The sequence below is a fragment of the Bacillus cereus group sp. N8 genome (assembly GCF_016483685.1).
GTDB classification, from domain to species: domain Bacteria; phylum Bacillota; class Bacilli; order Bacillales; family Bacillaceae_G; genus Bacillus_A; species Bacillus_A proteolyticus.
On record NZ_JAEHBK010000014.1, the window covers coordinates 1 to 24,489 of the forward strand.

Consider the following 24,489-nt stretch of genomic DNA (forward strand, 5'->3'; position numbering starts at 1 on the left):
ATGAGTCCAGTGCAATACCGGACTCACATCCCATCGGCCGCTTAAATTCTTTGTCTAACTTTTTGGGTTCAGTTCAATAAGGAGACGGCGTTTTATTTATTATTTTACTAAAATCCTCAGCAATTTGATCTTGTTACTTCACCACAAACCTAGTCTGACTACACCCATCCTTCTGCTTCGTTACCTCTAATACAGCTGGCATTGCGTTTTTCAGTTCCTGAACATGTGAAATTACGCCAATAAAGCGACCAGATTTTTGTAAGTCGATTAGGGCGTCAACTGCCTTCGTTAATGACTCTTCATCTAATGAGCCGAATCCTTCATCGATAAACATCGTTTCGATGGAAATACCACCTTCATACGCTTGAATTACGTCTGCCATTCCAAGTGCTAAGCAAAGTGATGCGTTAAATTTCTCACCGCCAGATAATGTTTTTACATCTCGGGTTTGACCTGTGTATGCGTCATATACATCTAAGCCTAATCCACTTTGACGGTTTCTCTTTTCAACTCGCTCACTTCGTTTTAAATAAAATTGGCCATTTGATAATTTACGTAATCGTTCGTTTGCGATTTGAACGATTTGTTCTAGATACTCAATTAAGATGTAACGTTCAAAGGATATACGACTATCGTTATCCCCTTTCATTACTTCATATAAATCAACAAGTTCTTGGAATGCTTTTTCTTCCTCATGAATTTGTTCATCAATTCGTTTAATGTTTTCATGTAAATCCGTAATATATGCTACGGCGTTTTGAGCACGTTGTCGTTTTTCTTTAATAATATCAAGGTTAATTTCCAATTCTTTCACTTGCTCATCCAATGAAGAAATGTCCATATACTCTTTATCGTTTAATTCTGCCTTTAATTCTTCAATTTGTTTTACAAGTACTTCTAGAGACGAGTAGTAACTTTGGATTTCTTGTTGTAACTTATCCAGCTCAGCATCATTTAATTTAGCTGCTGTATATGTTAATTGATCTGTAAATCCGCTTTGTTCTAGCTCTTTCATAAAGCGTGTGAAAGTCTCTTCTTTCTTCTCTTTTGCACTATTGAATTGATTAGAAGCACTATCATGTTCTGCTTGAATACGTATATTTTCATTTTGCCAATGTTGATACGCTTCTTGTACTTTCTCCCATTCATCTTCCATTAACCTGAGTTCTTGTAGAGCTTGGTCAAACTGTACTTTCCAAGCTTGTACCGTTTGCAAGCTTTCCGGAATATTTTGCTTATCATGTTCATATGACGTACGAAGTTGCATACACTCCATTTCAGTACGGTGCTGCACTGTTTCTACTTCACGCTTTTGTTTCTGGAGTTCTTCTACTTTTTCTTCTACGCTTTTTATATTCACAACAATTTGCTTACGCGTTTCTTCACATGCTTTTAACGTATTTACTTCTGCTGCTAATTGCTTTCCTTTTTGAACGAGCGCACTATATGTTTCTACTAATTCCTCTGAGCGATAGCCTCGCTTTAGCACTTCTTCTATCACTTGTTCATATTGAACTCGATAGAAATTCCACTTTTCTTCTAATTGAACATGTAATTTTTCCGCAACATTTTTCTTTTCTCGTAGCTCATTTAACTCTTTTTCATCAATTGCATTACTTTGCTCTGTAGCTTTTTTCGGATGATCCATACTACCACATACTGGACAAGATTCACCATCATGTAAATGAAGAGCTAATATACCAGCTTGTTCACTTAACCAGCGGCGTTCCATATTTTCATATGCACTAACTGCCAGTTGCGTCTTTTGAAGCGCAATTTCTTTTTCTTGCTCGTATTTTTGTTTTTCTTGCCATACATCATATGCCTGCTTTAACACTTTTGCATCTTCTCGCATATTCGTTAGTTCTTCTACTTTAGCTACATATTGTTCAAGCGCTGCTTCTAATTGCTGTAATTCGCCAGACATTCTTTGTTTTTCATTTGTATGCACTTCTAGTTGTTCACCTAACTTTCGCATACCTTCTTTTAATTTCCCTATTTGAATTTCAGCATTTTGCAAATTTAACTTTTTCTCAGCTAATGATGCAATAATTGGTTGTAACTCTTCTAGTCTTTGAACTTGTTTTTTAGCGTTTTCTCGCTCTGATCCCTTATTCTTTAATGCTTCATATTTATCCTGAGCAAGTTCAAAACTGTTCATTATATGTTCTTTTTTTGCGATTATCTGTTTTAACAAACCTTCAGACTTCTGTTCATGTTGCATCGCTTCCTCATACCATTGCTCAAATGGTAATAATCGCTTCGCCTGTTCCGCATGTTTAAAAGATTTTTCTTTCATTTCGATTACTGCATGGTTTTCTTGTAAAATACTGTATTTCTCATTCTTTTGTGCTAAATCTTTGAATTTCTCATTTACAGCTTTTGCTGCATGAAAACGTGCCGCTGCTTCTTTTAACTGTTTCGTTTTGTCATTTTGTTCTACGTGTAATTGCTCAACCTCTGCCTTGTACCAAATTGTTTCTTGTTCTAATACCTCTACTACTTGATGTGTATTTACATGTTCTTGCTCTACTAATGTCTCTAACAATGCTCCATCACGTATTGGCAATTTAAAAACATTACGGAAATATAGCTCTCGTTCTTTTTGTTTTTCTTGTAAGACGTCTTTCCATTGTTTGCGTTTTTGGTCTAGTAACTCACGCATTAACTTATAACGATCTGTTTTAAAAATACGACGTAAAATCTCTTCTTTATTTTCTGTTTCAGACGTTAATAGCTTTCTGAACTCTCCTTGCGGTAACATTACTATTTGGCTAAATTGATGTTTACTTAATCCAATTAAATCTTCAACTTTATTATTTACATCCGTTACATGAAAACGATCGACACAAGGAACTTTTTCTTCATTAATTACTTCATATAATTCAACTGCATGTCCTGTAATTGTTTTATTCCCTTGTTTTTTATGACCAAGTTGTCGCTTTATTTCATATCTTTTCCCTTTTAATTGAAAGGTTAATTCCACACTTGTGTAAACATTATCATCAGCAAATTGACTACGGAGCATGCTTGTATCACTACGCTCTTCCCCACTAGCTTCTCCATATAACACATAACAAATCGCATCAAAAATCGTTGTTTTTCCGGCCCCTGTATTACCAGAAATAGCGAAAATACGATGTTCGCCAAGATCATTAAAATCGATTACTTCTTTCTGTTTATATGGACCAAATGCCGTCATAATAAGCTCAATCGGTCTCATCCTCGCTCACCTTCCCGTTCTTGCACTGTTTGCAACACATCTAAGAATAGACGTTCTTTCTCTTCTGATAACTCTAACCCTTTCATTTCTTTGTAAAAAGCTTTTAAAAGAGATAAATCATCCGTTTTATGTCTTGAAATAGTTACTTCATTTTCATCTGTGAACTCTCGTCTTTGAATAGATCTTTCAACATGCATTGCATTTGGGTATACAGAACGTATTTTTTCCATTGGCTGCAAGACTGGATTTCCGTCTAATAATTTCACAAATACATAATCTTCATTTACTGGATGATGTAATAAATCGTCTATTTTTGCTTCTACTGTACGCATTTTACGACGTGGTGTAAGTAAACGTTTTTCAATTGTTGTTTCACCTTTTTCATCCAGTTCCACAATATAATATCCTTTTTTATGTTTTTCTTCAGAGATAGAATAGGCAAGTGGCGAACCTGAATAACGAATTGTCTCATTACGTACAAAATGCGCTTGATGTAAATGACCAAGCGCCGTGTAATGAAACTTATCAAAATAATGGCTATTTACATATTCAGCACCACCAATTGAAAGTGGTCGTTCCGCATCACTTGTATTTTCCTCTGCCTCTCCTGAAGAAGTTACAAATGCATGTCCTACAAATACATGTCTCGCTTCTTTATCCATCGTTTCAGAAAGTTCATTCATAAAAATACGCATCGCATCATCATGAGAACGAACATCTTCATTTTTCAATATATGTCTAACAATACTTGGATCCGCATACGGAATGAGATGGAAATGAACCTCTCCGTATTCATCATTTAAAACAACAGGATTATATGGAAACTGGAATTGTCCAACAATATGTAATCCTTGTTTTTTCATTAAATTACTACCAAAATGTATACGGTCCGGACTATCGTGATTTCCTGCAACTGCGATTACTGGTGTTTGTAACTCAATAACTATCTTTTGTAATACATCATTTAATAAGTCTACTGCTTCTGTAGGTGGAATTGCTCGGTCATATAAATCTCCTGCAATAATTACAGCATCCGGTTTTTCTTCTTCAACAGCTTGTACAAACTGATCTAACACAATTTTTTGATCTTCAGTCATATATACACCATGAACAAGCTTACCTAAATGCCAATCCGCTGTATGAAAAAACTTCATATTACCCTTCTCCTTTTAGTTTACTGATTGTAGTGAAACAAGTTGATAGTTTAGTGTAGTTTTTCCTTTCTCCCATTCTAACTTTTGGACAATTGCACTACCGATTCTTTCTTCGTTTGATTTATATAAAGGTAATATTTCTTGAATAGTAAATAGATGATAACCATCTAAAATTAATTGAAATAAATTATCTTCTATATGTAATCTCACTTCTTTTTCATTTGAAATAATTTTTGTGTGCATCTCAAATTTCATGCTAGATACAACCCCTTTTTTCTAATCTCTACATTTTAATAGTATAGTGGTCATGCAAGATTGACAAGTAAATACACTACGATGTACACACTTTTTTAATTATAAGTATTTTATGTTTTTTACATAAAATACGGTATGTGAAATTATCAATCTACAAAAATAAAAATGCCATTCAGGCATCCTTATTTTTGTAAGTACTCTTTCATAACGTAGTACAATACAGTTATTAAGACAATCGCTACAAAAAACGCAAATACAGCCACTACATACCCATCTTTATTTAGTAAAAAACATATGGAAATAGATATTATAAAAATCGGAAACACGAGACGCACCTTATCCTTCACTTCTTCTGTCGTATCTGTATGATGAAAATACTGTGTAATTCCTACCATAAGAGATGACAAAATAATTACCGACAATAGTAAAGGTCCTGGCATTCCGATCTCTCCTTTCTCTATTTCTAATTATATACAAAACCAACGGTCTTTAAAAGTTAGACAATTCAGCTTTTTAATCTTTTCTACATCCATTCTTTAATAAATTGTTACGCCACGCATAATAACTCAATATAAGTTATACATATAATAGCGCCTTCAACACTATAATTCCAAATAATTGCGCTTACAGTAATGTTGTAATATTCCTCTTCCTTCTTCAGAATCCTGCAAATATAACTCGTCAAAATATGCGGAGTACATATTAATCCTTATAGCGCCAATATTAGACAAATTTATAAAGGACATTTCATCATGTATCAAGAAATAAGAATAGGAAGATATGTAAGGGAGGATTTATAATGACTGAACACGTTTTATTTTCTGTTAGCGAAAACGGCGTTGCATCTATTACTTTAAACCGTCCAAAAGCACTTAATTCTTTATCCTATGACATGTTAAAACCAATTGGACAAAAACTTAAAGAATGGGAGCAAGATGATCAGATTACAGTTATCGTTTTAAAAGGAGCTGGAACGAAAGGTTTTTGTGCAGGTGGCGACATTAAAACGCTATACGAAGCACGTTCAAACGAGATTGCATTACAGCATGCAGAACAATTTTTTGAAGAAGAATATGAAATTGATACATTTATTTATCAATATAAAAAACCAATTATCGCCTGTTTAGATGGAATCGTAATGGGCGGTGGTGTTGGTCTGACAAATGGAGCTAAATATCGAATAGTAACAGAACGTACGAAGTGGGCGATGCCTGAAATGAACATCGGTTTCTTCCCAGATGTCGGTGCTGCTTATTTCTTAAATAAAGCTCCAGGATCTACTGGCCGATATGTCGCTTTAACAGCATCCATATTAAAAGCTCCTGATGTATTATATATAAACGCTGCTGATTATTTTATGACATCCGATTCATTACCAAATTTCCTTACCGCACTTGAAAATATAAATTGGAATAAAGAAGATGTACATACTCATTTAAAAGAAGTTATTCGTACATTTGCAACTGCTCCAAACTTAGAAAGCGAGCTTGCTCCTTCTTTAGAAGTAATCAATTCACATTTTGCATTCGATACAATTGAAGAAATCATCCACTCGTTGGAGAAAGCCCAAAGTTCATTTGCACTAAAAACGAAAGAAACGCTATTATCAAAATCACCTGTTTCACTAAAAGTAACATTAAAACAGTTTATTGATGGACAAGATAAGTCCGTTGAAGAATGTTTCGCTACGGACCTTATACTAGCTAAAAATTTTATGAGACATGAAGATTTCTTCGAAGGAGTACGCTCCGTTGTCGTTGATAAAGATCAAAATCCGAATTATAAATATAAACAGTTAAGTGATGTTTCAGAAGAAGACGTAAATCGTTTCTTTAATTTACTTAATGCATAACAAAAAGGCTATATTTGTAGTGTATGCAACATTACAAATATAGCCTTTTTTATTTAATATTTTTAAATACAATTTAATTTAATTTAACCAAAATGTGTGCTACACTATATTTAATCGAATTTTCTAAAAATAAAAAGGAGGACAATTTATGATAGAAAATTATCTTCTTTTCATCATTATGTCAATTTGTCTTATCATTTTACCCGGTCCAGATACAGCAATGGCTACGAAAAACACATTGGTTGCTGGAAAAATCGGCGGCGTAAAAACTGTTTTTGGTACTTGTGTTGCGCTTTTAATTCACACTTTAGCTGCTGTAATTGGTCTTTCGGCACTTATTGTAAAGTCTGCTCTTTTATTTTCTATTTTTAAATATGTTGGTGCTGTATATTTAGTCTATATTGGTATTAAAGCCCTTTTAGCAGTCAGAAACACATCGGACTTAAATACAAATGAAGTTCCAATAAATAATGAAAATAAACATACTTCTTGCTTTCGCCAAGGTTTCCTTACAAATTTACTAAACCCTAAGATTGCAGTCTTCTTTTTAACTTTTTTACCACAGTTTTTAAATCCAAATCATAATACATTTATACAACTTCTCGTTATGGGACTTACTTATCTCATTTTGACAGTCATTTGGTTTGCTTTTTATATATTTTTAATTGATAAAATTAGTGCCTTTATGAAGAAACCGAAGACGCAACGTTATATTCAAGGATTAACGGGAATCGTTTTAATTGGGTTTGGTATTAAACTAGCTTTTGAAAGAAATAATTAACAAGACGAAAACCACCACTATTAATAGTGGTGGTTTTCATTTAATAACTGATTTGGCTGTTTACTCTATATTAAAACCAGCGCTCAGTTACAACTTTTTTGCGTGTATAAAATTGAACGCCATCCGTACCATTTGTACCAAGATCTCCAAAGAATGAAGCTTTGTTTCCTGCAAATGCGAAGAATGCCATTGGTGCCGGAACGTTTACGTTTACACCAATCATACCAGCATCGATGTTATCACGGAACGTTTGAGCATGCTTACCATTTGAAGTATAAATAACAGCACCATTCGCAAATTTCGATTGATTTGTCAGCTTAATACCTTCTTCTAAATCTTTTACTCTTACAATACTTAATACTGGAGCGAAAATTTCATCTTGCCAAATTTTCATTTCTTGATTTACACCATCAAAGATCGTTGCACCAACAAAGTAACCTTCCCCAACTTCTTCATTGATTTTACGGCCATCGACTAGTAAAGTTGCTCCATCTGCTACGCCGCTATTAATATAGCCTAAAACACGTTCTTTATGCGATTCACGGATTAATGGTCCGACGTAATTATCTTCGTTGAAACCATCGCCTACTTTTAATTTTTTCGTCTCTGCTACTAACACGTCAATGAATTCATCCGCAATTTCATCTACTACTGCTACAACAGAACATGCCATGCAGCGCTCTCCACTACTTGCGAACGCAGATCCAATTACACCTTGTACTGTTTTTTCAAGATTGCAATCTGGCATTACAATCGCATGGTTTTTCGCACCTGCTAACGCTTGTACACGTTTTCCATGTTTCGTACCTGTTTCATATACGTAACGAGCTACCGGCTCAGATCCGACGAATGAAACAGCTTGAATATCTTTATTTTCCAAAATGCTATTTACAACATCTTTTCCGCCTTGTACTAAATTTAATACACCTTTTGGGAAACCAGCTTCATAGAATAGCTCTACAAGTCGCTCTGCTAAAAGTGGCGTTCTTTCAGATGTTTTTAATACGAATGTATTACCGCAAGCAATTGCAAGTGGGAACATCCATAATGGAATCATCATTGGGAAGTTAAACGGTGTAATACCAGCAACAACACCGATTGGATAGCGCCAAATCGATCCATCAATTCCACTAGCAATATTCGGAAGAGCTTGTCCCATCATTAAATTTGGTGCTGATGTTGCAAGTTCTACTGCTTCAATACCACGCTGCACTTCACCAGTTGCATCTGTTAGTGTTTTACCGTTTTCTAGCGTAATGATTTTTGCAAGCTCTTCTTTGTTTTCTTGTAAAAGCTGTAAATATTTATACAATTGTCTTGAACGATTCGGAACTGGTACTTTAGACCATTTTTCGTATGCCGCTTTTGCAGCTTCAACAGCTTTTTCAACATCTTCTTTCGGAGATAGCGGAACGTAAGCGATAATTTTTCCAGTTGCTGGATTTGGAACTACTTCTACTTCTGTACCAGTAGACTCTACCCACTCACCATTAATATGATTTTTTACTCGTTTAATTTCAGTTGTAATCATTATATTCTCTCCTTTTTTATGATGTATATAAGTCTATTATTTTTGATTAGAAATTAATTGTTCGCTAACTTTCTTATATAAAGCAGCCATATCGTTTTCACCATATCCTGCTTTACTCGCTTCTTCATATACGTTTAATAGCATTTCGCTTACTGGTAAGTGGAGTTCACTTTCCTTAGCTAAATCAACTGCAAATCCCAAATCTTTCTTTAATAAATTCACAGTAAAGCCTGGCTCGTAGTTTTCGGATGCAATGAAACTTTTATAATTACGCTCATAAATTCTACTTTGACCGTAACTTACATTTAAAATATCAAACATTTTATCTAAATCCATATTGTTCTTTTTCGCTAACGTTAAAGCTTCACTCACACCAGCTGTATAAAAACCAATTAATAGATTGTTAATTAATTTAACAGTCGTACCGCTATCAATTTGTTCACTAACGTGGAAAATATTCGCCCCTAACGCTGCCATGATAGATTCAGTTTTATCATATACGTCTTTTGATCCACCAACCATAAACGTTAATGTACGATTTTCTGCTCCAATTACCCCACCGCTAACAGGCGCTGCTAAAAAGTCTACTTTCTTTTCCTTCGCCGACTCCTCTAACAGTTTATTTAACTGTGGAGATACAGTACTTGTATCAATTAATACAACATTCGAGTGGCTATTTTCAAATAATCCTTCTTCCCCAAAATATACCGCTTCAACAGCACGAGGTGAAGGTAAACTTGTAAAAATCACATCGCATGTCTCTGCTAGTTTTGAGATTGATAAGCCGATAATCCCTCCTTCTTTTTCAAAGGAAGCTTCAGCCTCTTTGTTTAAGTCCACTCCATATACTGTGTAACTTGATTTAACTAAATTTTTAGACATCGGAAGACCCATGTTACCTAAGCCGATAAAACCAATCTTTTTCATATCGCTTTCCTCCTATTTACACAATATATTTCCCACGATTTATAATAGCTTTCGCAATTTCTCTCTTTTTCGTAAATACGTTCGTGTATAAAGGCACTAATAATTGACGGATTTCAGCTAACATTACGTGTCTATCTTGTTCTTCTGTGACAGCCGCTGAAAGTATTGAAATCGTCGATTCTTCTACTTTACGATAGCCTTCTTCACAAATAACATCCGTTATCATTTGTTTCGTACGCTCTTTTTCTTCACCATTTTTACTAATTGCTTTACTCGTACGTAAAAATGCTGATTCCATGACGTACACGTCCGTCAACATATTTGATAATACACGTGAATATTCTTGCTCTTGATCAATTTTTAATCCTGGAGTTTTAGAGAGCGCTTTCAAAGATTGTTTCAACAATTTTTTCGCTAATAAAATGTAACGATGGTTTCTTTCTACATTTGCTACATCAATTTCTACTTCAGCATCTTCTATTTGCTCGATTTGCTTCATTAACATTTTGGCAACTGTTAATCTATTAATTTCATTCGTTCCTTCAAAAATACGACTAATTCTAGCATCACGATATAAACGTTCTACCTCGTACTCTTGCATATAGCCGTACCCGCCATGAATTTGTACAGCTTCGTCTACGATATAAGCAAGTGTTTCAGAAGCGTTTACTTTATTCAGTGCACATTCAATTGCAAATTGGGACATTTTTTTCATAAGATCTTCATCACTCTCATGAATTGCTTCATCAATTACACCTGCTGTACGGTAAGCTGCACTTTCTGCTCCATATGTAGCAATGATCATATTTGCAATTTTCTCTTGAATCATCGTAAAGTCTACTAATTCCGTTTGGAACTGTTTTCGCTCTTTTCCATATTGAACCGACAAACCGATTGCTTGTTTTGCTGTTCCAATATTTCCAAAAGCAAGTTTTAGTCTAGCAAAGTTAAGAATATTAAGGGCTACGTGATGCCCTTTCCCAACTTCTCCTAAAACATTTTCAGCAGGGATAACTACATCTTCTAAAATAAGCGTCGCCGTTGAAGAACCTTTAATCCCCATTTTCTTTTCTTCTAATCCAATAGATACACCTTCACATGTTCTTTCGACAATAAACGCTGTCATCCCTTTATTTGTCTTCGCAAAAACAACGTATACATCTGCCATATGAGCATTTGTAATCCACTGCTTCTCACCATTCAACTTCCAAGCTGTACCCTCTTCATTCAAAACTGCACTCGTTTTTGCACTTAATGCATCAGAACCAGCATTGGGCTCAGTTAAAGCATAAGCACCAATCCATTCTCCGGATGCGATTTTCGGCAAGTACTTTTCTTTTTGTTCTTTCGTTCCGTAATATATGTAAGGCAATGTACCTACACCAGCGTGTATATTAAATGAAACGCTAAATGCACCAGCGTAACCCATTTTCTCTGCTACCAGACCTGAGACAGCCTTTCCTAATTCGAACCCACCGTATTCTTCTGGTACCTCAATGCCTAATAATCCAAGTTCCCCAGCTTTCTCAAATAATTGACGAGAAACGTTATAGTTATGTTGTTCAATGTTCTCAATTTGCGGAACAATTTCTTGTTTTACAAATTGTTCTGTCGTTTTTGCAATTAAATCTTCATCCCCTGAAAAATCTTCTGGTGTAAAGAAAGTATTGTTCACATCTTTATTGAGTGAAAAGAATTCATCCCAAGGTAACTTCGTTTTCTCCATCTGAATCCCCCTATCATTTCGGCCTTCATTGCTCTTTGCATATGCTCGTCTACGATGAGTGGAATATCTTATTATTTAAAACAGAAGGCGATGATTTTTCACATCAAGCAGTTCGTTTTGCCAAAGATGTATTCTCATCGCCTTCGTTGTTTTATCTATTGATCTTCTGATAATACTGTTTTTGCAATTCCAGTATCTAATTCTTCAAAGTCATGATATGAAATTGTTTCATATAACTCACTTCTCGTTTGCATATTAGAAAGTGCATCTTTTTGAGAACCTGTTTCCTTAATTAAAGTAAACACATTTTCATACGCTTTCGCGGCAACTCGAAGTGAAGTTACAGGGTAAATCACCATTTGGAAGCCCATATTTGCAAATTCCTCTGCACTATAATATGGAGTTTTTCCGAATTCAGTCATATTCGCAAGTAAAGGTGCATTTACCTTACTATTAAATAGACGGAACTCCTCTTCTGATTGAAGCGCTTCAGGGAAAATTGCATCTGCCCCTGCTTTAACATATGCATTCGCTCTTTCAATCGCTGCATCTAATCCTTCCACACCGCGAGCATCTGTGCGTGCTACAATATATAAGCTTGGCGCAACTTCTTTAATCGCTTTAATCTTTTGAACTAATTCTTCTGTTGTAACAAGTTTCTTGCCATTTAAATGTCCACATTTCTTTGGTAATTGTTGATCTTCAATTTGAACAGCCGCTACTTTCGCTTCCAGCATTTCTACAGCTGTTCTTGCTACGTTTAGTACTCCACCAAACCCTGTATCAATGTCAACAAGAACTGGTAAATCTGTAGCTCTTACTAGATCCTTTGCTCTATCTGCTACTTCAGTAGACGTCACGATACCTAAATCTGGTAGACCTTTACTTGCTGTATAAGCAGCTCCGGATAAATAAAGAGCTGAAAAACCTGTATTTTTTGCAACTAAAGCCGCCATTGCATCATGAGCACCTGGAATTTGCAAAATTTCATTTGCTTCTACTAAAGTTCGAAAGCGATTCGCAAGCTCCTCTTGTGTTGACTGTTTATTAACAACCCAAGCCATTCTAAATTCCCCCTATTATTAAATTAAGAATAGATCTACAAATTCGTTTACATTCATATTTTCTAGTTTTTCTTCATTTAAACAAACTTCATGAATTTGTTCTTGTTGCTTACTAGAATAATGACCTGCCATATTTGCAGTGAATTTTTGAACAACTTTTGGAATCGCTTCGTCTCTACGGAAACGGTGACCAAGTGGGTATTCACATTCCACATTTTCTGTTACAGTACCATCTTTAAAGTGAACTTGAACAGCGTTGGCGATTGAGCGCTTGTTCGGGTCAAGATAATCTAAACTGTACTGTTTGTTTTCAACAACAACCATCTTATTACGTAATTCATCTACACGTGGATCATTTGCTACTACATCTTCATAATCGTCTGCAACGATATCTCCTTTTAATAAACCAATTGCCGTAATGTATTGTAAACAATGATCACGATCAGCTGGGTTATTTAATGGACCTTCTTTATCGATAATACGAATTGCTGACTCATGAGTTGTAATTGTAATTCGGTCAATTTCATCTAATCTTTCTTTAATTTCCGGATGTAATTTCACAGCACATTCTGCAGCTGTTTGCGCATGGAATTCTGCTGGATATGATACTTTAAATAATACATTTTCCATTACATAAGACTCTAATGGTCTTGCTAATTTTAATTCTTGTTTATTAAATAATACATCTTGGAATCCCCAGCCTGGTGCAGATAATGCTGTAGGGTAACCCATTTCACCTTTTAGAGCAGTCATTGCAAGATGAACACCGCGGCTCGTTGCGTCACCTGCTGCCCATGATTTACGTGATCCAGTATTTGGGGCATGACGATATGTACGAAGACTAGAATTATCAATCCACGCATGTGATAATGCATTAAAGATTTCTTCACGTGTTCCACCAAGCATTTTCGCAACTACAGCAGTTGTTGCTACTTTTACATATAAAACATGGTCAAGACCAACACGGTTTAAGCTGTTTTCTAAAGCAAGTACACCTTGAATTTCATGTGCTTTAATCATCATTTCTAGTACTTCACGTACTTTTAATGGTTCTTTTCCTTCTGAAATACGAACGCGGCTAATATAATCTGCTACTGCTAAAATTCCGCCTAAGTTATCAGATGGATGTCCCCATTCTGCTGCAAGCCAAGTATCGTTATAGTCTAACCAACGAATCATACATCCGATATTAAATGCACCTTTTACTGGATCTAGCACATAAGATGTTCCTGGTACACGTGTACCATTTGGCACGATTGTTCCTGGTACAACTGGTCCTAGTAATTTCGTACACTCTGGATATTGTAGTGCTAAAATTCCACATCCAAGTGTATCAAGTAATACGTAGCGAGCAGTACTGAATGCTTCCGCACTTGTAACCTCTTTATTTAATACATAATCCGTAATTTCTTCTAATAATGCATCTTTTTGTTTAATTTCATTTGTTTTAATCATGCTAATCTTCCCTTTCTGTCGAAAATTCGTTATTATTAATGATGGGTGTCGGTCAAACACCCATCTGGCGGGCGGCGCTAACAACTCCCCAGTTGTTTTTATTTACTAAATGCATGTCGCTCGCCTATATACTTTACGCGTGGACGGAACAAACGATTATTTGCATGTTGCTCAATAACGTGCGCACATAATCCTACTGTTCTAGAGCTAAAGAAGATTGGTGTGTACAGTTGAATTGGAATACCAAGCATCCAATATACTGGAGCTGCATAATAATCAAGATTCGGATAAATTCCTTTTTCCTTCTCCATAATCTTTTCTCCAGCTTCACACATTTCATATAGTGTATAATCACCTTTTACATCACATAACTGCTTTAAAGCTTCCTTCATCATAAGTGCTCTTGGATCCATCTTCTTCATATAAACACGGTGTCCAAAGCCCATAATTTTTTCTTTGTTATAAAGTTTCTTCTGTAATAGTTCTTCAAATTTCTCAACATTTCCAGCTTCTAAAAGCATGTACATAACCGCTTCATTTGCACCGCCATGTAAGCTTCCTTTTAAAGATGCAACTGCACCTGTTAAAGCACCGTATAAATCCGATTGCGTTGATGCAATTACGCGAGCTGTAAACGTAGAGTTTGGCATTTCATGTTCACTATATAAAACAAGGGAACGATCAAAGATCTTTTCCTCAAGTTCAGTTGGTTTTTTACCAGTTAACATATAGAAGAAATTCGCACTATATGACAATTCCTGAAGGGGCTGAATTGGCTCCTCATTATTTAAAATATGATAGCTATTCGCTACAATATTTGGCACTTTACTTAAAAGCTTGTACCCTCGACTTTTATTCACTTCTAACGAGCGGTTTTCGATATCACTATCGTAACCAGCTAATGCAGACACACCTGTACGTAACCCATCCATAGGATGCGTTTCCTTAGGCAATGCCTTTAGCACGTTGAATACACCTTCTGGCACTGCATATTCTTCTTTTAATTTCTTTTCAATTGTTGCTTTTTCATCTTCATTCGGTAGATGTTCTTCTAATAAAAGGTGCACAATGTCTAAATACTCTTTTGTTTTTGAGAGTTCGATTAAATCATACCCTTGAATTACAATTTCACCTTTTACTGTGTCAAGAAACGAAATTTTCGTCTCCGCTGCTACTATACCATCTAATCCCGGGGAAAATTTTTCTTCAGCTTTCATCATTATTTCCTCCAATCCTAATAGATCTTCGTGCACATAACTGTAAGCCTTTACAATACTATGAAACTACATTTCTATTTCAATGTATCAGAGTTTTTAGAAGATTTCAATTTATTTTATAATGATAAGTTTCCTATACTTTTTCTACTGTAATAATACAATTTTTCAAAAATAGCTTTCATATTTTATAAGTAAAGGGCATACATCCTTTTACGATTTTTTAAAACGAAATATAACAATCATCCATATAATCCCACTAAATATACCTTTACTCTCTTTTTATTTAACAAATATAAAAAAAACGAGCTGCATTCATGCACAGCTCGTTTTTAATAATATTAATTTCATATTCTCATAAATATAATTCTTATATAAAATTTATTTATTTTTAATAAAGTTATTATTTTACATAATTAAATTGAATTTCTTCCGTTTCTTTACGATAGCTGACAACTAAATCATAGTTTTGAAGGTACGAAAGATTATCAAAATCTATAAAAATAATATACCGTCTTTCTCAACTGACACTATTTCCCGAACTGGTTTCTCAGAAACAATTCCTAAAGAGTATCCTGGATGAATTGCACTATTTCCTCCGCACATTACAATAAAGTGAAACTTTAATCAGTGGGGGTTTTGTTCATCTCCCTCTGATTTTTAGCCTTTACCTATCGGGCGTTTACGAGCAGTTTATCTACCACCTAACTTCTTTGCTCCAGCCGAATTTTGAGGTGTGAGTCTTACTGCCCGGCAAATAGCGGGATAAATTAAAGCGATTCATCATACTTTATACGCAATTCTTCCTTAAATCATCGTAGAGCATCATGTTCAATTGAAATTTTCATCTTCGCCCTTCCTGTTTACGCAAAATCTTTTTTGCCTAATCTTTGTTTTACAAAAACAACGAAAAGAATTAAAGCTATTAATCCAGAAATTGCGCTACCAACAAATAAAATACGGTAACCAAACATTTGTGAAACAACTCCAAGTAAAATCGCACCTAATCCAATACCTAAATCAAATGCAGTAAAGAATGAAGCGTTAGCAACTCCTCTTTTACTAGGATCAACAATTGTCAGCATCGCTGCTTGCAAAGCGGGCTGTGCTGAACCGAATCCAACACCGTATAATGCCGCTGCGATAATTACACCAGTCAAACCATTTGAAATCGTTAATACAACTATCGCTAAAATGGTAATACATAGTGCCGGGAGTATGATAAATACTTCTCCATACTTATCTAATAATTTACCTGAAATCGGCCTTACAATTGTTAAAGCAATTGCATATACAAAAAAGAATGTCCCAGGATTCACATCAATTGATGACGCGAATAACGGTAAAAATGTTGTTATTCCTCCATATGCAAATGATAAAAAGAAAACAACAATCGTTATTGATAAAACGGATTTTTCAAACAGCTGGATTTTCCCTTTTTCTTTTTGTGGCGTGAATGGCATTTTCGTTATTAACGATAATACGACTGCCATAAAGGATAAAAGAGTCGCTAACAAGAATAGACCATGAAATGAATAATTTTGTACAACCCATAATCCAATCATTGGGCCAATTGCCATCGCGATTGTCATCGCCATGCCATACCAGCCCATTCCTTCACCACGACGTGAATCTGGAATAATATCAGTTATCGCTGTTCCAACTGCTGTTGTAGAAACAGCCCACGTCACTCCGTGAATAACGCGTAAAACAGCTAAAAGGACAATAGTCGATGCTAAATTATACGAATACATCGTTATCCCAAAAAATATGAGTCCGAAAATAATAAAAGATCTTCTACCATATTGATCTAACATTCCTCCGATAATCGGTCGTATTACAACTGCAGCTATTGTAAACATTCCCATCATCAGTCCAACTTGTGATTCATTTCCACCAATCTCTTTAATAAAGAGCGGTAGCGTTGGAACAAGTAAATAAAACCCTGTAAATAAAAATAACATCGCGATAGTCATTTGAATAAATGATTTCGTCCATAATCGTTCCATTAAAATTCCTCCATAAACACGTAAAATATTGCAATCAACACATCAATTGTATATTTTTCATGCTCCCTTTCCCTCCGCTAATAGACGTATCTTTTCATAATAAATGGTCTACCATCAATTTAAGTTGGTCTTACGACTTTATACCTATGTTTTAAGCGAAAGTCCTATATATGTACCTTTATATGTTCTAAAAGAATATACTATTTTATTATTAAACTTAGGAGTGATCGTTTCATGTGGGTATCACCAAGAATAGTTACTGCAGTTCCGTCAGTTCCTTCAATACATGTCCCCTCTGTTCATACAGCTAGCTCCGATGTTGGTATTGAACTTCCTGCTACTTGGCAACAATTCCAAACTCCTGGGCAAGTCACCCCTGTATATTGGAATCATGGCACACATCCTAGTAGTACTGGTTTTTATAACCCGGGCTATCCTCCAATACCTCCTACTCAAATTTTTTATCATTTCCCATCAATTTACTTTCAAAATTTCTATGGTACTTTTAACATTTAAAAATAATAGTAATCTTTATAATATAAAAAGCACCAAAGGAACCGTTTTATCGGTACCTTTGGTGCTTTTTTATATACGTTATTTATTGTCCATTATTGACAGGGGCTTCTCCTGTGTTCCCACCAGTAGTTGGTGGCGTTGTTGCTGGTGGCGTTGGAGTTGTATTCCCTTGGCCCCCTCCACCGTTATTCGGTGGGGTTGTATCCCCCTGACCTCCACCGGTGTTCGGTGGGGTTGTATTCCCTTGGCCTCCACCGGTGTTCGGTGGAGTTGTATTCCCTTGGCCTTCACCGGTGTTCGGTGGGGTTGTATTTCCTTGGCCTCCACCATTGTTCGGTGGAGTTGTATTTCCTTGACCATTTCCATTATTTTGTTCATTTTTCTTATTTAATTCATCTTGTTTCTTTTGCTCTTCTTGCTTCTTAAGCTCTTCTTGTTGCTTAAGTTCATCTTGTTTCTTTTGCTCTTCTTGTTTCTTAAGTTCTTCCTGTTTCTTTAATTCTTCTTGCTTTTTCTCTTCTTCAGTTTTTTGCTGTTGATCTTGTTTTGGTTGTTCCGTTGTATCCGGTACGCTCGTATTTGGAGATGAATCACGTTTTTCACCTTTTATACGTAACTCACTACCTTCTTGAATAACACTACTTGGCATTTTAAAGCGTGATTTATCTGTAGCCATCTCGCTCATCATTGATTTAAAAATCAACTGCGCAATTTTCGTATTTTTACTACTAATATACTCATCTTTGCCATCTTTCATATATCCAGTCCATACTGCCATCGTATATTGCGGTGTATAACCTGCAAACCAACTATCACGAGTTGCACTTTCTGGAATTCCATATTGTGCTAGTTGTTTTGAAGAATAGTTAGTTGTACCTGTTTTACCAGCTACATCTAAAGAGTCCACATTTGCCGATGTACCAGTACCTGATGTAACGACAGAACGAAGCATATCAGTAATCATATATGCTGTAGAATCCGCCATAACTGGTTTTGATTTTTGTCCAAAACTTTGTGACTTGCCGTCTGGATAAACTACTTTCTTAACAAAATGCGGCTTCGTATACTTACCATCATTGCCAAATGCCGCATAAGCACCCGCTATTTCAGTTGGTGATACTTCGTTTGTACCAATCGCTGTAGATTCTGTCGGTGCAGCATTAAATGTAATACCTAATTTCTCAGAGAAATCTTTCGATTTACTAATTCCCACTTCTTTTGCAGTTTTAATTGCCGGAATATTACGCGACATCTTTAATGCTTCACGCATAGTAATTGGACCTAAATGACTTCTGTCTGCATTTCGAACTTCTTGTCCAGTTGAATATTTAAATGGAGAGTCATCAATTTGATGGTACGTAGCCCATTTTAAATATTCAATTGCAGGAGCATAGTCAAAAATTGGCTTCATTGTCGAACCAGCTGCACGATCTAATTCAATTGCCATATTATGCCCTTTAAATACCGCTTTATTTTCACCACGTCCGCTACCTATAGCACGAACTTCTCCTGTTTTCGTATCCATAAATGTGAAAGCGCCTTGGAAGTTCTCATTTGGATAATTAATAATATTTTCATTTAAAAGCTTGTCAGCATAATCCTGTGCTTTTGGATCCAATGTTGTATAAATTTCTAAACCATCAGAACCAATATTAGCATCTGGTAGTTCTTTTTCTACTTCTTTCACAACCGCATCCATAAATGCAGGATATGGCATTGTTTGTACAGTTGCAGTCTTAAGTCCCTTTGTTACTGGAACTTTTGATGCTTCTTCCATTTCTGCCTTTGTAATATAACCATGTCGATTCATTAAGTTTAGTACAGTATTTCTTCTTTCTGTTGCCCTTTGAATATTTTCTGTTTTCGTTGGATCATAGTTATTTGGTGCTTTCGGTAAACCGGCAAGCATCGCAACTTCTGGTAAAGTTAAATCTTTTAATTCCTTACCATAGTAGTTTTGTGCTGCAGTTGCGATTCCATATGAACGGTTACCTAAATTAATTTTATTTAAATACATCTCTAATATTTCATGTTTTGAATATTGTTGTTCTAGCTTATACGCTAAATATATTTCCTGAACCTTACGCTTTGACGTTTTTTCCATCGATAAGAAGTAATTTTTAATAACTTGCTGCGTTATCGTACTTCCACCTTGAGAGCCATAATCTCCTTTAAGACTGACTAAAACCGCACGTGCAGTACCTTTAAAGTCTACTCCACTATGCTCATAAAAACGTGCATCTTCCGTCGCTAAAAATGCATTTTCTACCAATTTAGGGATTTGATCATACGTAACATTCGTCCGCTTTTCTTTCCCATATTCATATACCAAATTCCCGTCTTTATCATAAATTTTTGAGGATAACGGATTAACAAGTTTTGCTTTCTCAAGTTTCGGCGCATCCTTTATCATAACGAAAAAGGTAGCCACCCCTGCCACTAAACCTACAATACCAAGTAGTAAACAACTAATTAAAAATTTACGAAAAAACGATGTTTTACCTTTTGATTTTGTTTTTTTAGAAGCTGGCTGTTTTTTCTTTTGAACTTGTCTTCGCTCCTCTCGAGAACGATAATTTTCTGACATGTTACTTTCTCCTGCCTTTCAATTCTCCCGTTGATTTACTTAAAAATATTGAGGTCACTTTCACAAATACATTTAGTCAAGAAAGTATATTGACCTGGAGCATTCAATATTTTCCTAATTCACAGATTATAAATTTTAGAATACTTCTTATACAAACTATTTTCACTTCTATTTTTTCTAATAATGCTGCCCCTTAAAGCATAGAATGTAAGAAGTGAATTTTTAATACCTCGTATAAATAATATACCTTTTTTTCAAATGGTCAATATTTTCTTATTTATAAATCAAAGGTGAAATAAAAATAGCACAACGATATGTACTTCGTGTGAACTTCCTTATAATTGCGTATAAAGAACATTTGATATATCGCATATAAATATAATACCTCTTTAATTATTAGGATTTCAACACGACAATCCCCTTATCTAGAAGAAACCATCTAAAATGAAAAGTAAGGAGTTGCGTATTGATGAAGCTCTCTCCCGTTATCTCAAAAAATATAGTTGCTGTAGGCTATAATCCTTTTTCAATGATTTTACGTATTCAACTAAAGAATGGTATGTATGATTTCTTTAATGTACCAGAAAGCATTTACACCGGTTTATTAAACGCACACTCTAAAAGTTATTATCATAATACCTATATTAAAAATTCTTACCGCTACACTAAAATTTAAACTCGATTGGCATACAAAAAAAGAAAGGCGAATCAAATTCCCTTTCTTTTTTGTATGTTTTCACTCGCAATTTACCTTCTATCTTCTTTTATTAATTTCATCGTACGCTTGAATTTGTCTTTTAAGTCGCCTGTCGGCTTTTTTATCATGTACGACAAGAACTGCGTGTATCGCTCCTGGAACCCAAAAAATCAAGGTTAAAATGAAATTAATAATCGCTTGAAACGGCTTTCCGCAAAATAAAACAGCTACTGGCGGAAGTAGAATTGCTAATAAGTACATCATGTCTAAAAAACTCCTTAATGTTTATTTTTTCAATTCTTACCCATCCATCTCCTACACTATCAAACCTATGAAATTATGTTATTTCTAAAAGCATATATAAGAATTCGTCATTACAAAAATCACATATAATAGTATAACTAAATGAGGAGCATCTCACTAACGTTAACAAGTTATTTTCACTTGTTCGTTTATATGTATATTCTACACCTATATGAAAAAGCCTACAAAATGAATTAACACATCAATCTTGTCCTACATCTAAAATTGAAATACTCCAAAATTCATTGAAATGAGTATTTCATCACCTTTTCTTAGATTCCAATCGTTGTTCCTCTACTATTTCGGTTAATCCAATTGCTGAAATTACAGTACCTATTGCCTGTATCCAAATGCCTATTAGCCCTATTATACGTTGAGCTTCTTTATCTATATTACTGTCTTCGTTTCCCTTTTCTTCTTTTGATATATTTTTAATACCTTGATATGCTTGTAATCCCGCACCTAAACTTTGCATTGAATTCCCTAATACGATAATCCACTGTATTCCATTTATCTCATTCAATGCTACTTCTACTCCTAAAAAAGCGCCAATTGATTGCAAACTATTTCCAGTAATTATAAGGAAATCATTTTCTTTCATTTGTTCATTGAGATTAAAATACGTTCCTATTACATTTGAAATATTACCTAAAGCTAATAACTCAATCCCCGTTTTCGCTAGCGCTTTATTTTTGTTATCTATAGTTATCTCTTGCTTCTCACATTTATCTTCATCTTTCGCATCAATAGTTGCTATGATTTGTAATATATATCCGAGGGCTTGTAATGAACTCCCTACAATAACAAGATCCGACTCAATCTTTTCTTCTCCTGAAAAACCTCTAGTTGTTCCAATTGCTGCTATAAGATTTCCTCCTACTTGAAACCAGGCCCCTGTCAATTCTAAATCGCGTAGGTTCATTTTCCATCACCTATATTAAAATTTTCTAGTACATTCGAAACAAACAAATATCACCTTCAATTCTTTATTTTATTTTTCATATGTAATTTTGTGCATCACATAATGTACTAATAATACAAAAGAGCACCATTCAGGCGCTCTTTTTGACAAGGGCTTTCTCGATAAATGTCTAATTTGCAAATGCTTTTTACATACTTCAATATATGCTTGTCCTTCAAAAATGTGCATATCACATTTAATACCTAGCTAAACATTAAACGCATATCGGACATGTCAATGAGTCTCCGTTTTTATCTATTGATATATTTAATATATAATGGATTGCTTTATGTGACCATATTTCAGGTGTAGGAGATTCTTTTACATATTGAGGTGCACAGGAGTGAAGCATTGGAGTGCTAATACTTCCACCTGGATCTAAAGCAACTACGGCCATGCCATTTGGCAATTCCATTGCCATGGACTGCGTGATACCTTCAATAGCAAACTTCGAAGCACAATATGGAGCAAGCTCAGCCTCACCTTCTCTTCCCCAACTAGAGCTCATATTAATAATAATCCCTTCTTTTCTAGCTATCATCGCCGGGACGAACGCCCTAATGACATTTACTACCCCGTTCACATTTACACTCATTACACTTTCAAATTCTTGAGCGGTAACTTTCCATAACGGTGCGTTTTGATTAACAATCGATGCATTATTTATTAACATATCAGGAGCCCTATACTTATTAAGAATACAACTTGCCCATTTACTAACTTGGTGATGATTTGAAACATCAATTATTTGAAAATCATGTGAAGCACCGTAATATTTATTAAGCTCTTCAATTTTATTTTTTGAGCGTCCACACCCTACTATATTCCATCCCAATTCATGAAACCTATCAACCAATGCACGTCCTAACCCTTGCGTTACTCCAGTAATAATTACAAGTTTTTCAATGTCGTTTCGCTCCAACTTCATCTCCTCCTTTCAATTAATATTACTCTTTTTATTCTTATTCAAATTCTTACTTAAGTATCAATTCATTTCATACTTTAGGAGTATTTTTGATATTACATATTACAAACAAAAAGAGTAACCATCATAGTTACTCTTTTTGTTTGTATCTTTATTATTTTTAAATTGTATCTGCTCTTTCCTACATTTCTCATATCAATAAATATAGGTTACACATTGATGAAAGTATTTTTATATTTATATTTATATTTATATTTATATTTATATTTATGTTTACAGTTCGATTTATCCAAATACTTTTCAATCCACATTTTCAACATAACATGATCCACCTTTATCCAAGTATTTTCACGTAGCCTTAAACACGCTTTCATTTAAATTCTCAATCTCATTTTGCAACTTTTTAAATTGTTCAAAATGCATTGTTATAGATTGAATACTATTCCTTTCAACATTTTGCTTCACTAATAAAACGCCTGTATCGTGAAAAATCGCTTCAAGTTCTTTCCTTATAGATACTTTCGTAATATATGCTGTTTTAATTGCCGATAAAATCGCTATTTCATTAAACTTTAATTTTATTTCATTAGGACAAAATGCTTTTTCGATCAATGTAACATCATTACTACAAATAAAAGCAACAAGTTTACTTGATTCTACATCTGTTAAATCTACTGTTTTTATAACATTATCCATTACATTTCGCCTCCTTTAATTCCGTATATATTAATTATTAGAATTTATACTTTATAAAATTCAACTCTTCATTAAATTTAACATACTTTTTGCTAAATTGATTAAATAAAGCTTCAAACGTTTCCCTATCCCACAATATTTGCCACATGAACCAATTAAACTATACCTTCATATAGTAGTGCAAACAATTACTTATAAGGTAGGTGAAAATTATGCCCTCAGTTGTTGGGAATTTAGTTGTACAAAATAGTAACGGATCTTTCAACTTAGGTGATTTCTACAACGTTTCTCCAAAGGAGAATACAAAAGCTTATAACGGCTCTGGCGCATCTAACGTTGGTTTCGTTGTGAACACTTTTAGCGGGGTTAGCGCGACTAATACATTTGATTCTGATTTAGCAGATCAAAACCAAGTTGGTACGGCCTAACCAGATCTGTAATCAGATTTGTATAATATTTTAAAATTTGTCTATACTATACTCAGGCTGATAAACAGCTATCGTTAATTTTTTGAGTGCCCAATCTTTTTCTCCCTTTCCCTGGGGCTAAGCAGCTAGTTTGCATCTAGCTGCTTTTTCATTTAATTCTTTACCTCTTCAAAAATAGTAAGGGT

21 protein-coding genes and 1 pseudogene are annotated in these 24,489 nt (G+C 34.8%); 5 read left to right on the plus strand and 17 right to left on the minus strand.

The window, feature by feature from the left end; all coding sequences use genetic code 11:
• Positions 1-133: 133 nt before the first annotated feature.
• The 4 genes from JDS80_RS19235 to JDS80_RS19250 all read right to left on the minus strand — a co-directional run bounded on the left by JDS80_RS19235 (position 134) and on the right by JDS80_RS19250 (position 5,072).
• Positions 134-3,223, minus strand: coding sequence for an AAA family ATPase (locus tag JDS80_RS19235; RefSeq protein ID WP_199639734.1), 3,090 nt, complete (start codon positions 3,221-3,223; stop codon positions 134-136).
• The gene (locus tag JDS80_RS19240) at positions 3,220-4,377 is read right to left on the minus strand and encodes an exonuclease SbcCD subunit D (protein ID WP_098889748.1); all 1,158 of its coding nucleotides are present in this window, start codon (positions 4,375-4,377) and stop codon (positions 3,220-3,222) included. Before JDS80_RS19240 ends, JDS80_RS19235 begins: the two co-directional genes overlap by 4 nt.
• Before the next feature lie 15 nt (positions 4,378-4,392).
• Positions 4,393-4,632: a DUF2584 family protein gene (locus tag JDS80_RS19245; protein ID WP_060751731.1), complete on the minus strand. Its 240-nt coding sequence runs from the start codon at positions 4,630-4,632 to the stop codon at positions 4,393-4,395.
• A gap of 182 nt (positions 4,633-4,814) precedes the next feature.
• A complete protein-coding gene (locus tag JDS80_RS19250; RefSeq protein WP_001119412.1) occupies positions 4,815-5,072 on the minus strand; it encodes a hypothetical protein in 258 nt (85 codons plus the stop codon).
• A 359-nt stretch (positions 5,073-5,431) separates the two neighbouring features.
• Here JDS80_RS19250 and JDS80_RS19255 point away from each other — a divergent pair, with 359 nt between their 5' ends.
• The gene (locus tag JDS80_RS19255) at positions 5,432-6,484 is read left to right on the plus strand and encodes an enoyl-CoA hydratase/isomerase family protein (protein WP_098889747.1); all 1,053 of its coding nucleotides are present in this window, start codon (positions 5,432-5,434) and stop codon (positions 6,482-6,484) included.
• 148 nt (positions 6,485-6,632) lie between these two features.
• Positions 6,633-7,265: a LysE family translocator gene (locus JDS80_RS19260; protein ID WP_071745529.1), complete on the plus strand. Its 633-nt coding sequence runs from the start codon at positions 6,633-6,635 to the stop codon at positions 7,263-7,265.
• A gap of 70 nt (positions 7,266-7,335) precedes the next feature.
• Here the strand turns inward: JDS80_RS19260 and JDS80_RS19265 are convergent, their stop codons facing one another.
• The 8 genes and pseudogenes from JDS80_RS19265 to JDS80_RS19300 all read right to left on the minus strand — a co-directional run bounded on the left by JDS80_RS19265 (position 7,336) and on the right by JDS80_RS19300 (position 17,191).
• A complete protein-coding gene (locus JDS80_RS19265; RefSeq protein WP_071745528.1) occupies positions 7,336-8,796 on the minus strand; it encodes a CoA-acylating methylmalonate-semialdehyde dehydrogenase in 1,461 nt (486 codons plus the stop codon).
• Between the two features lie 36 nt (positions 8,797-8,832).
• Positions 8,833-9,723 (minus strand): NAD(P)-dependent oxidoreductase, encoded by an 891-nt coding sequence (locus JDS80_RS19270; protein WP_071745527.1) that lies wholly within the window; start codon positions 9,721-9,723, stop codon positions 8,833-8,835.
• Between the two features lie 16 nt (positions 9,724-9,739).
• Positions 9,740-11,449 (minus strand): acyl-CoA dehydrogenase family protein, encoded by a 1,710-nt coding sequence (locus JDS80_RS19275; protein WP_098889746.1) that lies wholly within the window; start codon positions 11,447-11,449, stop codon positions 9,740-9,742.
• Between the two features lie 155 nt (positions 11,450-11,604).
• Complete coding sequence (gene prpB, locus JDS80_RS19280) at positions 11,605-12,513, minus strand: methylisocitrate lyase (RefSeq protein ID WP_098889745.1); 909 nt, start codon at positions 12,511-12,513, stop codon at positions 11,605-11,607.
• 18 nt (positions 12,514-12,531) lie between these two features.
• Positions 12,532-13,968 carry a 2-methylcitrate dehydratase gene (prpD, locus tag JDS80_RS19285; protein ID WP_000598135.1) on the minus strand — a complete coding sequence of 479 codons (1,437 nt, stop codon included), beginning with the start codon at positions 13,966-13,968 and terminating at the stop codon, positions 12,532-12,534.
• A gap of 98 nt (positions 13,969-14,066) precedes the next feature.
• Positions 14,067-15,188 (minus strand): citrate synthase, encoded by a 1,122-nt coding sequence (gene mmgD, locus JDS80_RS19290; RefSeq protein ID WP_142347536.1) that lies wholly within the window; start codon positions 15,186-15,188, stop codon positions 14,067-14,069.
• A 397-nt stretch (positions 15,189-15,585) separates the two neighbouring features.
• Positions 15,586-15,797: pseudogene (locus JDS80_RS19295) on the minus strand (HesB/YadR/YfhF family protein); the annotation flags it as partial.
• 248 nt (positions 15,798-16,045) lie between these two features.
• Positions 16,046-17,191 (minus strand): MFS transporter, encoded by a 1,146-nt coding sequence (locus JDS80_RS19300; RefSeq protein WP_199639736.1) that lies wholly within the window; start codon positions 17,189-17,191, stop codon positions 16,046-16,048.
• Between the two features lie 234 nt (positions 17,192-17,425).
• Here JDS80_RS19300 and JDS80_RS19305 point away from each other — a divergent pair, with 234 nt between their 5' ends.
• Entirely contained in the window at positions 17,426-17,707 is a 282-nt protein-coding gene (locus JDS80_RS19305) for a hypothetical protein (protein ID WP_071747332.1), read from the plus strand.
• Between the two features lie 82 nt (positions 17,708-17,789).
• Here the strand turns inward: JDS80_RS19305 and JDS80_RS19310 are convergent, their stop codons facing one another.
• Positions 17,790-20,294 carry a transglycosylase domain-containing protein gene (locus tag JDS80_RS19310; RefSeq protein WP_199639738.1) on the minus strand — a complete coding sequence of 835 codons (2,505 nt, stop codon included), beginning with the start codon at positions 20,292-20,294 and terminating at the stop codon, positions 17,790-17,792.
• Positions 20,295-20,763: 469 nt separating this feature from the next.
• Between JDS80_RS19310 and JDS80_RS19315 the strand changes: the two genes are divergently transcribed.
• Complete coding sequence (locus tag JDS80_RS19315; protein WP_000777813.1) at positions 20,764-20,970, plus strand: KTSC domain-containing protein; 207 nt, start codon at positions 20,764-20,766, stop codon at positions 20,968-20,970.
• A 78-nt stretch (positions 20,971-21,048) separates the two neighbouring features.
• On the opposite strand, the gene JDS80_RS19320 is transcribed toward JDS80_RS19315, so the two are convergent.
• From JDS80_RS19320 to JDS80_RS19335, 4 genes are all read right to left on the minus strand, one after another.
• Positions 21,049-21,255: a YqaE/Pmp3 family membrane protein gene (locus JDS80_RS19320; RefSeq protein WP_000990221.1), complete on the minus strand. Its 207-nt coding sequence runs from the start codon at positions 21,253-21,255 to the stop codon at positions 21,049-21,051.
• A 301-nt stretch (positions 21,256-21,556) separates the two neighbouring features.
• On the minus strand, positions 21,557-22,216 hold the full coding sequence (locus tag JDS80_RS19325; protein WP_071771403.1) for a DUF6944 family repetitive protein: 660 nt from the start codon (positions 22,214-22,216) through the stop codon (positions 21,557-21,559).
• Between the two features lie 253 nt (positions 22,217-22,469).
• Complete coding sequence (locus JDS80_RS19330; protein ID WP_071771402.1) at positions 22,470-23,177, minus strand: SDR family oxidoreductase; 708 nt, start codon at positions 23,175-23,177, stop codon at positions 22,470-22,472.
• 351 nt (positions 23,178-23,528) lie between these two features.
• Complete coding sequence (locus JDS80_RS19335) at positions 23,529-23,876, minus strand: hypothetical protein (RefSeq protein WP_071747328.1); 348 nt, start codon at positions 23,874-23,876, stop codon at positions 23,529-23,531.
• A 212-nt stretch (positions 23,877-24,088) separates the two neighbouring features.
• Between JDS80_RS19335 and gerPF the strand changes: the two genes are divergently transcribed.
• Positions 24,089-24,304: a spore germination protein GerPF gene (gene gerPF, locus JDS80_RS19340; RefSeq protein WP_001141569.1), complete on the plus strand. Its 216-nt coding sequence runs from the start codon at positions 24,089-24,091 to the stop codon at positions 24,302-24,304.
• Positions 24,305-24,489 lie beyond the last annotated feature (185 nt).